This window comes from Stenotrophomonas sp. 2201_Sma (assembly GCF_056486685.1).
This window is the reverse complement of record NZ_CM151329.1, coordinates 4,202,497-4,216,594: the sequence shown is the minus strand read 5'-3', so window position 1 is coordinate 4,216,594 and position 14,098 is coordinate 4,202,497. Positions and strand designations below refer to the sequence as shown.

Genomic DNA, 14,098 nt, shown 5'->3' with positions numbered 1-14,098 from the left:
GCGTCCTGATCCAACGACTGCGGCCCTACCGTCGGCGCTAGCCCCGCCTTCCTGCAAACCGCGCCTCGATCTCCTCCAGCGACCTGCCCTTGGTCTCCGGCAGCCAGAACGCAGCCACCAGGAAGAACACGAATGTGCATCCCGCCCAGAACAGGAACATGCTGGCGTAGCCATAGTGGCCTACGGTCGGCAGGAAGATCGCGGCGATGGTGGTGGACACGAACTGATTGATCAGCAGCGCGATGCTCATGCCATTGGAGCGGATCCGGTTGGGCATCAGCTCGGACAGTGCCAGCCATACGCAGACGCCAGGGCCCACCGCGAAGAAGGCAACGAACACGAGGATGCAGGCGGCCACCGCCCAACCGTGGGCCGGCGTTGGCACCGGTCCGATCCGCGCCTGCTCGATGCGCAGTGGTGCGTGCGCGGCGCCGGCCGGGTCTGCGAACGGATTCAGGTGCAGGGTGCGGAAGAAGGCGCCGATGACGCTGTCCGGCTGCACGGTGCCGGCACGGTCGATGCGCAGCTCGCGATCGATCAGGTTGTCACTGCGCAGTGCGCGCACGTTGGTGAAGTCGCCATAGGCGTAGGACACGGTCAACTGCATCGGACGGCCTGCGCTGTCGATGCCGTCAGTGAGGCGTTGCCACTGTGCCTCGTCCAGTACCAGATGCAGGCCATCGCCGCTGGCTGCGGCCTGCAGCTGGGGCTGCACATCGGCGCGGCCGCGTTCGGCCTGGAAAAACAGGGTGGCGGCGGCCAGCAGCGCCACGCAGATGCCGCCGCTGCCGAGCATCAGCAGGAACTTGCGGCCCTTGCGATCGACCAGCAGCAGCGCGACCACGGTCATCACCGCATTGAGCAGCTTGATCGCCACATCGGCGCCATTGGCCACCGAACCGGACAGGCCCGCCTGGTTGAGGATGTTCACCGCATAGGCGAGCACCGAGTTGATGCCGGTGGCCTGGGTGCAGGCCAGGACCACACAGGCCAGCAGGAACGGCACCACGTAGCGGCGGCTGAGCAGCGGATCACGCCTGCCGTCCGTGCCACTGGATTCCGGTGCCTGGATGCGCGCGAGCGTGGGCTCGACCTCGGCGGCGGGCAGCACCCGCTGCAGGCTGCGACGGGCGTCGTCCACCCGATCACGGCGGACCAGCCAGCGCGGCGACTCCGACAGCCAGAAAATGCCGGCACAGAACACCAGGCCCGGCGTCAGGCAGCTCCAGAAGATGGTCCGCCACGCATGGTCCTTCACGGCGAACAGTTCCTGCGCCTGCTGTGCCAGCGGCAGCGAGCGCACGGTTTCGGCAGCGGCATCCACGGCCTGGGCGTGGTACAGGCCGATCAGCGCTGCCAGCACGAGTCCGATGGTCAGCAGCAGCTGGAACATCGCTGCACCCCGGCCACGCCGCTCCGGACTGAGCACCTCGGCCAGGTACAGGGGTACCACCACTCCGATCAGGCCGCCGCTGATGCCCTGCAGCAGTCGGCCCAGCAGCAGCGGCGTGTAGCCCGAAGCGAGCGCCATGATGGGAATGGAGGCGGTGAACAGAACGCCAGCCAGCAGCATCGCGCCGCGGCGTCCGATCAGGTCGGCCACCATGCCGGCAAACAACGAGGACAGCACACTGCCCAGCAGAACGGCTGCAACGACGAATCCCAGCTGTTGGCTGCTGAGCTGCCAGGCCTGGCTGGCGGTCGCTTCCAGATAGGGCAGGGCACCGGCAATGATGCCGATATCGATGCCGTACAGCAGGCCGCCGAGGCCGCCGATGAAGAGCAGATAGCGTACGGGCCAGCGCGGAGCGGTGCTTGCAGTCATCGGCAGTTCCTGTGGTAGCGCCGGACCCTGCCCGGCGGCGGTTCTTCGCAGATTGCGTTCTGTGGCGCCGCGCCATGCGTGGCTCTACGGCAGGGATGTTGCTCAGTGCAGCTCGACCACCCGGCCACCCACCACCACCTGCTGCAGGCGCAGTCCAGCGTCCAGCACCACCAGATCGGCGCGGGCGTCGGGCGCGATGCGACCGCGATCGCCCAGGCCCAGGTAGTCGGCCGGGAACGTGGAAACGCGCTGCGAGGCGTCGGCCAGATCCAGGCCCACACGCACCAGGTTGCGCAGTGCCTGGTCCATGGTCAGCGCGCTGCCGGCCAGCGAACCGGTCGCCAGCCGCACGCAACCGCCACACTTGTGCACGCGCTGTTCGCCCAGCGCGTACTCGCCATCCGGCATGCCGGTGGCGGCCGTAGCGTCGGTCACCGCGTACAGGCGCGGAATCGCGCGCGCGGCCAGGCGGATCACGCCGGGATGGATGTGCTGCAGGTCGGGAATGATCTCGGCGTAACGTGCATGGGCGAGCGCCGCCGCCGCGATGCCCGGGCGATAGTGATCGACGCCGGTCATGCCGTTGAACAGATGGGTGAAGCCGGATGCACCCGCCTGCAGAGCGGCTACACCTTCTTCGTAAGTACCCGCGCTGTGGCCGAGCTGCACACGGATGCCCATCGCCGAAAGCGCAGGAATCAGCGCCGTGTGTTCGCCGATCTCCGGCGCCAGCGTCATCACCCGGATCGGTGCCAGCGCATGCAGCTGCTGCACCAGCGCCAGCGTCGCCTCGATCGTACGGTTGGGCTGTGCGCCCAGGCGCTGAGGGCTGATGAACGGCCCTTCCAGATGCACGCCGGCGATGCATGCGGCCTCGTCGTCCGGCGCTGCCATGGTGGCGGCCACGCCCTGCAGGGCGTACTCGATCTCGTCCAGGCCGGCGGTCATGGTGGTCGCCAGCAGGGTGGTGGTACCAAAGCGCAGGTGGGTGCGGGCGATGGTGCGGGCGACGTCGCCGCCCTGCATCAGGTCCACACCGGCAGCGCCGTGCACATGCAGATCGATGAAACCGGGAAGGATCACCTGCAGCTGCGGGTCATCACCGCCGCTGTGGTCGTCCACCTGCAGCTGGCGCACATGCGAGTCGAAGTGGACATGGCCACGTCGCCACCCCAGCGGGGTGAGGATGCGGCCATGCAGGGAACGGGTGTCGGTCATGCGGGCGGCTCGGCGATGATCACTTCGATGCCCAGCCGCTGCAGGCCCTCGCGGGTTGCGTCGTCGATGCCGGCGTCGGTGATGACGGTATGGATCTGATCCAGTCGGGCGATGCGATGCAGGCTGACACGGCCGAACTTGGAGGCGTCGGTCAGCACGACGATGCGGCGCGCGCGCTCGACCATGCGGTGGTTGAGGCGCGCTTCCGCCTCATCGTGGGTGGTCAGGCCGAACTGCAGGTCCAACCCGTCCACGCCCAGGAACAGGGTGTCGAAGCTGTAGGAATTGAGGCTGGCCTCGGCCTGGCTGCCCTGCAGCGACAACGACTGCTGACGCAGCAGTCCGCCCGTCAGCAGCACGTTGATGCCGGCAGCATTGGCCAGTTCCCACGCGATGTTCAGGCCATTGGTCATCACCGTCACATCGCGGCGGCCACGCAGATGGCGGGCCAGTGTCATGGTGGTCGAACCGGAGTCGATGATGATGTTGTCACCGGCCTGCACCAGGTTCGCCGCGCAGGCGCCGATGGACTCCTTCAGGGGCAGATTCAGCGCATCCTTTTCATGGATGTCCTGCTCCTGCGGAGGCGTGCGCACCAGATTGGCGCCACCGTGGGTGCGGTTGGCCAGGCCCTGCGACTCGAAGTGGGTCAGGTCGGCGCGGATCGTCACCGCGGACACGCCGAAGCGCTCGACCAGATCGGCCACCTGCACCGAGCCGTGCTCGATCAGCAGCTGCAGGATCTGTTGCCGGCGGGAGCGGGTGTTGCGCATGGCGGAGTCTCGGGTCTGCTGTGAGGGGTAGAGATTAGCCGTTCGCAGCAATGCCGGCAGCGGATCGTGTGTCCTGACCGCGTTTGCCTGCCTGGTTGGCGCTGCACGCGCGGGCATACTCGCCCAGGCACTGGCCGATGCGGTGCTGCACCAGGGCCGTCGGCGTGTTGGCCAGGCGGCCGTCACGCACGGCGCGGTACTGCTCCGGCAGGTACTGGCTCAGCAGCACCAGCGGTGGCGTGTGCTGCTCCAGGTTGGAGAACAGGGTCTGCACGGCGCGCAGCAGTGGCGGCTCGCCCCAGTAGTAGCGGCAGCGGTCACTGAAGGAATAACTGCGCAACAGGCGCAGTGTCGCCTCGTCACCCTGGTAGTAGGGTTGCCAGTACTTCGGCTGCGCCACCATCACCTCTTCCAGCACCTGCGGCAGGCGCGAGCACTGCGCAGCCGGCAGCAGCTCCTGTTCGATCGCCGCCAATGCGAACAGTGCCTCACGATAGGCGAAGGTGGCGGCGGGGCCGACCTTGAGGATCGCGAAATGATCGCGGACCAGCGCATGCAGTCCGCTTTCGCGCTGGTAGTCGGTGGAGTGCGCCTCGAACACGATGCGCGGCTGCTGCTCGAGGAAGTCGGCCAGCGCGTTGGCGGCGACCGGGTCGTACTCGTGCACGCTGCTGTGATCGAAGTCAACGCCCGGCTGCACCACCATCGCGATCACGCGCTGCCAGGCATCGCGCAGTTCGGGGGTATCGAATGCCTGCTGGTGGATGGCCAGGGTCTGCGCGGCGGCGGCCGGCGTGGTCACCTGCAGGCCGCCGGCCAGCGAGGCTTCGCCGCCGGGAACGGGCACTTCGGTGCCGATCACGTACACCGGCGCCGGCAGGCCGAGCCGGGCAGCCGTGCGCTCGGCGATCGTCGCCAGTTCCGACGAACGCGCGGCCACGGTGGCATCAGGCAGCGGCACCGGATCGTCGGCGCAGGACATGCTGCAGTCCAGATGGATCTTGTGGAAGCCGGCGGCCACGTAGGCTTCGATCAGCACGCGCGCGTGGGCCATCGCTTCGGCGGCGGGGCGCTTCTGCCAGGCGTTCAGACCGAGGTGGTCGCCGCCCAGGATCAGCCGCGTGCGCGGAAAGCCTTCCTCATCCGCAAGCGTGCCGACATAGTCGCGGTACTGCGGCGGGGTCATGCCGGTGTAGCCGCCGAACTGGTCGACCTGGTTGGAGGTGGCTTCGACCAGCAGCACCGTGTCGTGTGCCAGTGCCACGTGCATGGCCGCGCGCAGCACCTGTTCGTTGCTGCAGCAGACGCTGTACAGGCCCACATTGTGGCCGGCGCGGTGGGAGGCAAGCAGGGTCTGCAACGGGGACATGGTCATGCTCCGGACAATCAGGAAAACGAGGGTTGGCAGGCAAGCAGCGCGGCACCGCGCGCGCCACCGGCATCGCCGAAGCGCGGGGGCACGATCGGCGGCACCTGCACGCCGTTGAACAGATGGGCAGCGATTGCCGCCGGCAGCTGCTGGTACAGCGGGGTGTACTGCGAGAGGCCGCCGCCGAGCACGATCACATGCGGGTCCAGGGCCAGCACCAGCGCAGCGAGGCTGTGGCCGAGCAGGTCGCGGTGGATGTCCAGCGCGCTGCGTGCACGCGCATCGCCGCCTTCGGCCAGTGCGATCACCGCACTGGCATCGACGGCCGCGCCGCCCAGGTGGCGTTCGATCATCGCCAGGCCGCTGCCGGATACATAGCGCTCAACGCAGCCCTGCAGGCCGCACGCGCAGTCGATCAACGGCAGGCCGTGACGCTGCAGCAGGTGGCCCGGCACGCTCCAGTGGCCCCACTCCCCGGCCAGGCCGTTGAAGCCGGACAGCAGGCGGCCCTGCAGGCAGAAGCCGCCACCGGCGCCGGTGCCGAGGATCGCGCCGAACATGCTGGGGTAGCCGTCGGCTGCGCCGCCATGGGCTTCGGACAAGGCGAAGCACTGCAGGTCGTTGCCGAAATGGAGCGGACGCTGCAGGCGTGCCTGCAGGTCGGCCGCCACACTGTGGCCGGTCAGCGCCGGCACGTTGGCACTTAGCTGGCGGCCCGTGCGGCGGTCACGCACGCCGGGCAGCGCGATGCCGATGGCCGCATCGTTGCGGCCCAGTGCGGCGTCGGCGTCGGCGACCAGCGCCACCACCGACCGCAGAAAGCCATCGTAGTCACCCTGCGGAGTGGCCACCCGGCGGCGCCAGGTGACCTGCATCGCCGCATCGCACGCCACCAGCTCGATCTTGGTGCCGCCGATATCGATGCCGTAGCAGGCATGGGCGATCAACTCAGCCATGGTGGATGGTGACACCCTTGACCACGCGGTTCACCGTGCCGTCGGGGAATGGATTGTCCGGGGTCAGCCCCAGCGCGGCCGAGCGCTGCAGTGCGAACAGCTGGCCGAAGGCCAGCCACACCGGCGCCAGCCAGGGATCATCCAGAACCGGCTCCAGGACGGGTACGGCGAGGGTGTAGTCATCGTCGGCACCGATGTCCGAATGCGGGCCGATGGCCAGCACCTGGCCGGCCACGCCGTCGCGGCGCAGCTCGTCCAGCAGATCCTGCTCGTAGCGGCGTGCAAGCGGCTGCACGCTGCGCAGCACGATCACAAGGGTGCTGCCATCCAGCGTGGATTTCGGGCCGTGGCGGAAGCCGAGCGGCGTGTTGGCCAGCGCCAGCACGCGGCCGGCGGTCAGCTCCAGCACCTTCAGCGCGCACTCGCGCGCCAGCGCTTCCAGCGGACCGCTGCCCAGGTAGATGACGCGGTTGAAGGGGCGCTGTGCCAGCGCGGCCACCGGTGCATCCCACTGCGCCTGGCCTTCGCGGGCCAGCGCAGCGAGCTGCGTCAGGCGCGCCACCCGCGTCTGCCACGGTGAGCGGTCGAACACGGTCAGCGCGGCCAGCAGCATGCAGGTCAGGCTGCTGGTCATCGCAAAGGCGCGGTCGCAGCTGGCCGACGGCATCAACAGGGTGCAGGTATCGGCACGGCCGGCACCGCGCCGGGCCAGTTCGCCATCAGCGTTGCAGGTGATGTCGAGGAAGCGTGCGTCATCCACGTCGCTGCGCACACGGTCCACCGCTGCCACGCTTTCCGGGCTGGAGCCACTGCGGCCGAACGAAACCAGCAGGGTGGGGCGGTCGCGTTGCAGATACAGCGCCGGATGGGTCAGCAGGCTGGTGGTATGCACCACACGGACGTCAGCGGCCCACTGCGCGTTGATCGCATCGGCCACCATCTCGGCGATGAAGCCGGAACTACCGGCGCCAGTGAACAACACGCGCTGATCGGGATTGTCGAGGCGGTCGCCCAGGAAGGCCTGCAGGCGTTCGCGGGCCTGCAGCAGATCCTGTGCAAGCGCGTCCCACAGTGCTGGCTGCTGGGCGATTTCAGTAGCGGTATCGGCTCCGCCCCGGCGCTGCCAGGCGGACACATCGGAAAGCAGGGTGACGTCCATTCGGAGGTTCCAGTTGGGCCATCGCACGATCTGTGTTTTCTTTCGAAATGTCAAATACCGAAAGCAAAAAGAAAGATAAAGAGCGCTTGGCGTTTCTGGTAGACCGCAATCGTCCAAAACGAAAGGAATCGAAGAATGCCGTATCGCACCAAGCTTAACAGGGGAGTGCAAGCGATTACACAAAGTACTGCGCCGCATCACCTTTCGTTTCAGTCGAACTTATCTTACTTTTTGCTTTCCATTTGTTGACATCTTTCGAATCCCTGCCCTAGAGTCGGCCCAACCGCTTTCGAAACGCCCGGTGAACGGGTTGGGAGTCCGCGTGGAAATCTGCATTCGTCGCTCGCCGCTGATGCTGGCCCTGTTGCCGGTGCTGCTGCTGGCGTCCATGTCGGCCCACGCCGAACCCATCGGCAACCTGCGCTCGGTCACCGCCAGCAAGGCGGGCACGCCCGCCTGGGACCTGCAGACCGACACCGGCGCGCGTGTGCGCATCGAACTGCCGGCTGCCGACATTGTCCGTGTGCAGGCGGGGCGCAAGGGGGTACTGACCGGAGCCGGCGACAAGGCCGCGCCGATCGTGCTGCCCCAGCCCAGTGCCGACGTGCAGGCACAGCTGGAAGAAGATGCGCAGGAGATCCGTCTGCGCACCGGCGCACTGGTGCTGCACGTACAGCGCCAGCCGCTGCGCCTGCGGTTGGAGCGTCTGGACAATGGCCAGCCCACTGCGTTGTGGCAGGAGCTGCAGCCGCTGGACCTGGATGCTGCACAAAGCGTGCAGGTACTCTCGTCGCAGCCCGACGAAGGGTTCTTCGGCGGCGGCCAGCAGAACGGCCGTTACCAGTTCAAGGGACGCGAGCTTGAGGTGTCCTACTCCGGCGGCTGGGAAGAGGGTGATCGACCGAGCCCGGCGCCGATGCTGCTGAGCAGCCGCGGCTGGGGCATGCTGCGCAATACGTGGAGCGACGGCAGCTACGACCTGCGCCAGCCCGATCAGTCCACCCTGCTGCATCGCGAAGATCGTTTCGACGCCTACTACTTCGTCGGTGCCGATCTGCCGGCATTGATCGAGCGCTACACGCAGCTGACCGGCCGCCCCAACATGGTCGCTCGCTGGGCGCTGTCCTATGGCGATGCCGATTGCTACAACGACGGCGACAACGCGAAGAAGCCGGGCACCGTGCCCGAGGGCTGGAGCGATGGCCCGACCGGCACCACGCCTGACGTGGTCGACAGCGTGGCCAAGCAGTACCGGGCACACGACATGCCCGGTGGCTGGATCCTGCCCAACGACGGCTATGGCTGCGGCTACAAGCAGTTGCCCGAGACGGTGAAGGGTCTGGCCGGATACGGCTTCCGCACCGGCCTGTGGACGGAGAACGGTGTCGACAAGATCGCCTGGGAAGTCGGCAAGGCCGGCAGCCGTGTACAGAAGCTGGATGTGGCCTGGACCGGCAAGGGCTATCAGTTCGCGATGGACGCCAACCGCCAGGCGTTCAATGGCATCGTCGACAATTCCGATTCGCGTCCCTTCCTGTGGACGGTGATGGGCTGGGCCGGCATCCAGCGCTACGCGGTTGCCTGGACCGGTGACCAGAGCAGCAGTTGGGATTACATCCGCTGGCACGTGCCGACCCTGGTCGGCTCGGGATTGTCCGGCATGGCCTATGCCAGTGGCGATGTCGATGCGATCTTCGGCGGCAGCGCCGAGACCTACACCCGCGACCTGCAGTGGAAGGCCTTCACTCCGGTACTGATGGGCATGAGTGGCTGGTCGTCGAACGCGCGCAAGCACCCGTGGTGGTACGACGAACCCTACCGCAGCATCAACCGCGATTATCTGAAACTGAAGATGCGGCTGACGCCGTACATGTACGGGCTGGTGCACGACGCCGCGCAGACCGGCGCGCCGCCGGTGCGTGGCTTGATGTGGGATTACCCCCGCGATCCGCACGCGCAGGACGAAACCTACAAGTATCAGTTCCTGCTGGGCCGCGATCTGCTGATCGCACCGGTCTACCGCAGCCAGGCGGCCAGCCGCGGCTGGCGGCGCGACATCCATCTGCCGGCCGGTGGATGGATCGACTACTGGGATGGCCGCCGCGTGCAGGCCGGCGCCGAGGGCCGTCAGCTCGACCGCCAGGTCGACCTTGCCACGCTGCCGGTGTTCGTGCGCGCCGGGGCCATCCTGCCGATGTATCCGTCGATGCTGTTCGATGGCGAGAAGCCGCTGGACGAGGTCACCTTCGATCTCTATCCGCAGGGCGATTCGCAGTACACGCTGTACGAAGACGACGGCAACACCCGCCGCTACCAGCAGGGCGAATCGAGCACGCAGCAGATCCGCGTGCAGGCGCCGGCACAGGGCAGTGGCCCGGTCCAGGTGCAGATCGCGGCCGTGCAGGGCACCTACCAAGGCCAGCTGGCGCAGCGTCGCTACGGCCTGCGCGTGTTGAGCCGGCAGGCCCCGCGCGCAGTGCAGGCCGGCGCTCGTGTGCTGCCCGCGGTGGCCGACGCGGCAGCCTTCAACGGTGCCGACGAAGGCTGGTATTTCGATGCCCGTGAGCGTGGCGGTACCGTCCATGTGCGTACCGCCACGCAGGATATCCGCCAGCCACTGCAGATACAGCTGGACTTCGCCGTGACCGCGGCCGCTGCGGACGATGCTTATCCGGCCGCGCCGGTGCTCGGCCGCGAGCTGCCGGCCGACAGCCTGCTGGTGGTCAACCGCCCGGCGGAAGAGCCCGGCCATCCGCTGGAGAACGCGTTCGACGATGACCCGTCCACCTGGTTCCGCAGCGTGCGCAACCAGGCCGTGCGCACCGGCGCCCACGAATGGGTGGTCGGCTTCGGTGAGCGCCGGATGATCGACGGCATCGAGCTGGCGCCACGCAACGACAAGAACTGGAAGCATGGCCAGGTTCGCGACTACGAGGTGTACCTGGGCGACAGCAATGGCGAATGGGGCGAGCCGATCGCCCGGGGCCGGCTGCAGTTGAAGGAAGGAATGCAGCGCATCGACTTCCCCGCACACGCTGGTCGCCTGCTACGTTTCCGGGTGCTGAGCGTGCAGAACCCCGAAGGTGACGGCGCCAGCAGCACCGACCCGATGGTCACTGCGGCACAGGGCAGCGCCCGCGCGTTCGACGCGTTGCAGCCACGCGATGTCGGCCCGATCGCGCTGTCCACCTTCCACATCCTCGAGCACCAGGAACCGGAGCGACCGGCCCGGCAGCGCTATCTCTCCGAGCTGCCGGTGCCGGCCGCGCTGGCCAGCCAGATGCGCGCCGACCAGGCGTTCCGTGGCGAGGCCGGCATGCGCATGAACGGCCTGCAGTTCCGCCGTGGCCTGGGAGTGGGCGCGAACAGCCGCATCGACCTGCGTCTGCAGGGCGGCTGGCGCCTGCTGCGTGCGGATCTGGGCATCGATGATGCCTGCCGCAGCGCAGGCGGCCTGCAGTTCCAGGTCTGGGGCGACAACCGCCTGCTCTACGACAGCGGCCTGGTGAAGGCGCCCGGCGTGGTCAAGCCGGAGCTGGACATCCGTGGCCTTACCACCCTGAGCCTGCGCACGCTGGGTGCGCAGGGCAGTCAACCCGCCCAGGTCTGTGCCAACTGGGCCAACGCCGTGCTGATCGGCCAGGAGGGCGACTCCGCCAGCATCGTCGCCCCATGACCCCTTCGTAACACCGCTCCTCCCCCGCCCATACCGACTGCGGCCTGCTGGCCGTGGCCCGGGAGCGTTTTGCCCGCTGATCCACATTCGCGCCGCACCCCTGCCAGGAGAGAACCCCGATGTTGCCCGCACGCTACCGCCGCCCCCCCTGTCGCACGATCGCTCCGCTGACGCTGGCCATTGCCGGCGCGCTGCTGTCGGTCGCCCTGCCTGCCGCTGCGCAGGACAGCAAGGACAACGCCACCGACCTGGCCCGCATCGAGGTCACCGGCTCCAACATCCGCCGTACCGATGTGGAAACCGCTTCGCCGGTCCAGGTCATCAGCAAGCAGGACATCCAGAACATGGGTGCGCGTACGCTGCTGCAGGTGCTCGACAACCTGCCGGCTGCCCGCCCGGCGCAGCAGGATTCGCGCTCGCTGTTCACCGGCTCCGACGGTGCTTCGCAGGCCAATCTGCGTGGGTTGGGCGCACAGGGCACGCTGGTGCTGCTGAACGGTCGTCGCCTGTCGTACTACGGCGCACCCGCCGGCTTCCAGACCCAGTTCGTCAATATCGATGCGATCCCGGCTGCCGCCATCGAACGCATGGAAGTGCTCACCGATGGTGCTTCGGCGGTGTACGGCACCGACGCCGTGGCCGGTGTGATCAACGTGATCACCAAACGCAACTTCCAGGGCGCGGAGATCACCTTCACCAACGATACGTCATCGCGCATCGACTCCTACGGTGAGCGCCAGGCCAGCATCACCGCCGGCTTCGGCGACCTGGCCGAGAACCGCTTCAACATCTACGGTGCGGTCAACATGTACCGCCGTGACGCGATCCCGTTGCGTGATTTCTACGACAAGCGTCCCGAGCAGTACTACGTCAACAATCCCAATTACCTGACGAACCTGCGCCTGGGCGTGGGCAGCAAGCCGGGTGAGTTCAACCCGGGCAGTTACTTCGCCTTCGATCCGGTCACCGGCCGCCGCGTGCAGGAGGCCGCACCCGGGTGCAAGAACGTGCTGCAGGGCGAGGCCGCCGGTCCGCGTTGTGTCTGGGAGACCTGGATGAACAACGAGATCGACGCCGGCGCCAAGTCCGAGCGCAACACCGCCTACCTCAATGGCACCTTCCTGGTGGGCGACTCGACCGAAATCTTCGCCGAGGCGACCTACACCGACATCGATCTGCGTGCCAATGGCGGTACACCCCGCAGCTATGGCACCACCACCGGTAATCCGACCAGCTGGTTCTCCCGCGATACCGGCACTACGGTCAACCAGTTCCTGTATCCCTACCTGGGGCCGAACAACGAGTACAACCACGCCAGCCCTGAACTGAAGGCGATGATGGGCGGCGTAGTCGGCCTGCAGTACCTGCTGCAGGATGCCGGCGCCAACTACTTCGGCCAGCGCAACACCGACAAGAGCTACCGCGTGCTGACCGGTGCACGTGGCAACATGGGTGACTGGAACTGGGAAACTGCTTTCGCCACCGCCGGCACGCACTCCACCACCTACCAGACCATCAACGTCAACCTGAAGGGCTTCGAGAAGGCCTTCGGCCCCTACTCGGTGGATCCGGGTACCGGGCGGGTGATCATTTCCGACCATCCGGCATACAAGTTCGGTGAGATCAGCGAAGCCAACGCAGCGCTGATCCGCGAGGCGTTCCCGACCTTCGACATCCAGTCCTGGACGCGCCTGCACACCCTGGACGGCAAGATCGAAGGCCCGCTGTTCCAGCTGCCGGCCGGTGAGATGCGCGCCGCGTTCGGCTTCAATGCCAGCCGCGAAACCTTCTACACGCCGGGCAATGCCGACGCAGCCGCCGGCCTGATCACCCAGCAGGGCGGCTCGTGGTTCGACGGTGCGCGCAACACCTATGCACTGTTCGCCGAAACGGTGGCGCCGATCACCGACAAGCTGGAACTGGATGCCGCGGTCCGCGTGGACAAATACCCGAACTTCAGCGCCAACGTCGCACCGAAGATCGGCTTCAAGTACCAGGCATTCGATCAACTGATGCTGCGCGGCACCTATTCGACCGGCTTCCGTGCGCCGAGCCTGGCCGAGTCCGGCAGCGGTGGCGTGTTCGCCCAGCTCGGTGGCTACCGCGATGAGGTGCGCTGCGCCGAGACCAACGCGATCGCCGACCTGTTGCGGCAGTCGCAGCGCGCCGGTGACGTGGACCTGGGCAAGAGCCTGGCCAACGTCGATTGCAGCCGCACCGTGGCCCGCATGACCCAGCCCAACCAGGACCTGAAGCCGGAGAAGGCCAAGATCGCCACCCTGGGCTTCGTCTACGAGCCGGCCAGCTGGCTGTCGGTGTCGGCCGACTACTGGTTCATCTACCGCAACAACGAGATCGTCGCCCCGGATTTCAGCCGTGATACCGACATCATCTCCTCCACCCGTTCGCCGATCACTGATGCCGATCGCGCAAACCTGGCCCAGCTGGCGGCGATGTGCGCCGACCCGGCCAGCGGTGTGAGCTGCCCCTCGGTCCTGCCCGGCTACAGCGTGGGCAACGTGGCCAGCGTGGTCGGCCAGTACAAGAACCGCGGCAAGACCCTGGTCGACGGCTTCGACGTGGACGCACGCAGCCGCTTCTCGCTGGGCGAGTGGGGCGGGCTGAACGTGGGCCTGGCCGCCACCATCGCCAATCGCAACCGCTACTACATGGATGAGGAGAGCGGCTGGTACTACGGCGACGTGGTGGGCTACTACAACAACCCGCGCCTGCGCGCCACGCTCAACGCCGACTGGACCTACAAGCAGGTGACCACCAGCATGTTCGTCAACTATGTGGGCGGTACCAAGTGGGCCCGTGACCGCGTGGATGAAGTGGATAACAACAAGGAGACCTGCACCGCCGGCTACCTGGCGCTGCAGGCCAGCAAGTGCGACGGCGCGCCGTCCTGGTGGACCGCCAACCTGAGTGTCACCTGGCGCCCCGATGACGCCTGGAACCTGAGCTTCACCGTCAAGAACCTGTTCGATCGGCTGCCGTTCTACGATCCGAACAGCTTCCTGGGTGACTCCAGTGACTACGCGACGATCTTCGGCCGTGGTTACAGTGTGACCATCGGTTATCGATTCAAGTAAGCAGGTTCGAGTGATCCAGCGCGCCGG

8 protein-coding genes are annotated in these 14,098 nt (G+C 67.1%); 2 read left to right on the top strand and 6 right to left on the bottom strand.

All coding sequences use genetic code 11. The features are described from left to right. Window positions 1-37: 37 nt before the first annotated feature. The 6 genes from ACZLIF_RS19360 to ACZLIF_RS19335 form a co-directional block, all read right to left on the bottom strand. Window positions 38-1,825 carry an MFS transporter gene (locus tag ACZLIF_RS19360; protein WP_128988382.1) on the bottom strand — a complete coding sequence of 596 codons (1,788 nt, stop codon included), beginning with the start codon at window positions 1,823-1,825 and terminating at the stop codon, window positions 38-40. A 102-nt stretch (window positions 1,826-1,927) separates the two neighbouring features. Next, the gene (locus ACZLIF_RS19355; RefSeq protein WP_065181471.1) at window positions 1,928-3,043 is read right to left on the bottom strand and encodes an N-acetylglucosamine-6-phosphate deacetylase; all 1,116 of its coding nucleotides are present in this window, start codon (window positions 3,041-3,043) and stop codon (window positions 1,928-1,930) included. Continuing rightward, window positions 3,040-3,816: a DeoR family transcriptional regulator gene (locus tag ACZLIF_RS19350; RefSeq protein WP_053518011.1), complete on the bottom strand. Its 777-nt coding sequence runs from the start codon at window positions 3,814-3,816 to the stop codon at window positions 3,040-3,042. Before ACZLIF_RS19350 ends, ACZLIF_RS19355 begins: the two co-directional genes overlap by 4 nt. 34 nt (window positions 3,817-3,850) lie before the next feature. Then, window positions 3,851-5,185 carry a D-tagatose-bisphosphate aldolase, class II, non-catalytic subunit gene (locus tag ACZLIF_RS19345; RefSeq protein WP_128988380.1) on the bottom strand — a complete coding sequence of 445 codons (1,335 nt, stop codon included), beginning with the start codon at window positions 5,183-5,185 and terminating at the stop codon, window positions 3,851-3,853. Window positions 5,186-5,202: 17 nt separating this feature from the next. After that, entirely contained in the window at window positions 5,203-6,141 is a 939-nt protein-coding gene (locus ACZLIF_RS19340) for an ROK family protein (RefSeq protein ID WP_053518015.1), read from the bottom strand. Continuing rightward, window positions 6,134-7,300: an SIS domain-containing protein gene (locus tag ACZLIF_RS19335; RefSeq protein ID WP_128988378.1), complete on the bottom strand. Its 1,167-nt coding sequence runs from the start codon at window positions 7,298-7,300 to the stop codon at window positions 6,134-6,136. Before ACZLIF_RS19335 ends, ACZLIF_RS19340 begins: the two co-directional genes overlap by 8 nt. A 322-nt stretch (window positions 7,301-7,622) precedes the next feature. On the opposite strand from ACZLIF_RS19335, the gene ACZLIF_RS19330 reads away from it, so the two are divergent. Next, window positions 7,623-10,976 carry a TIM-barrel domain-containing protein gene (locus tag ACZLIF_RS19330; protein ID WP_128988376.1) on the top strand — a complete coding sequence of 1,118 codons (3,354 nt, stop codon included), beginning with the start codon at window positions 7,623-7,625 and terminating at the stop codon, window positions 10,974-10,976. Between the two features lie 119 nt (window positions 10,977-11,095). Then, window positions 11,096-14,071: a TonB-dependent receptor domain-containing protein gene (locus tag ACZLIF_RS19325; protein WP_128988374.1), complete on the top strand. Its 2,976-nt coding sequence runs from the start codon at window positions 11,096-11,098 to the stop codon at window positions 14,069-14,071. Window positions 14,072-14,098: the final 27 nt, after the last annotated feature.

Coding starts and splice junctions, on each gene's coding strand:
- ACZLIF_RS19360 (WP_128988382.1), bottom strand. CDS start 1,825: ATGACTGCAAGCACCGCTCCGCGCTGGCCCGTACGCTATCTGCTCTTC.
- ACZLIF_RS19350 (WP_053518011.1), bottom strand. CDS start 3,816: ATGCGCAACACCCGCTCCCGCCGGCAACAGATCCTGCAGCTGCTGATC.
- ACZLIF_RS19355 (WP_065181471.1), bottom strand. CDS start 3,043: ATGACCGACACCCGTTCCCTGCATGGCCGCATCCTCACCCCGCTGGGG.
- ACZLIF_RS19335 (WP_128988378.1), bottom strand. CDS start 7,300: ATGGACGTCACCCTGCTTTCCGATGTGTCCGCCTGGCAGCGCCGGGGC.
- ACZLIF_RS19340 (WP_053518015.1), bottom strand. CDS start 6,141: ATGGCTGAGTTGATCGCCCATGCCTGCTACGGCATCGATATCGGCGGC.
- ACZLIF_RS19325 (WP_128988374.1), top strand. CDS start 11,096: ATGTTGCCCGCACGCTACCGCCGCCCCCCCTGTCGCACGATCGCTCCG.
- ACZLIF_RS19345 (WP_128988380.1), bottom strand. CDS start 5,185: ATGTCCCCGTTGCAGACCCTGCTTGCCTCCCACCGCGCCGGCCACAAT.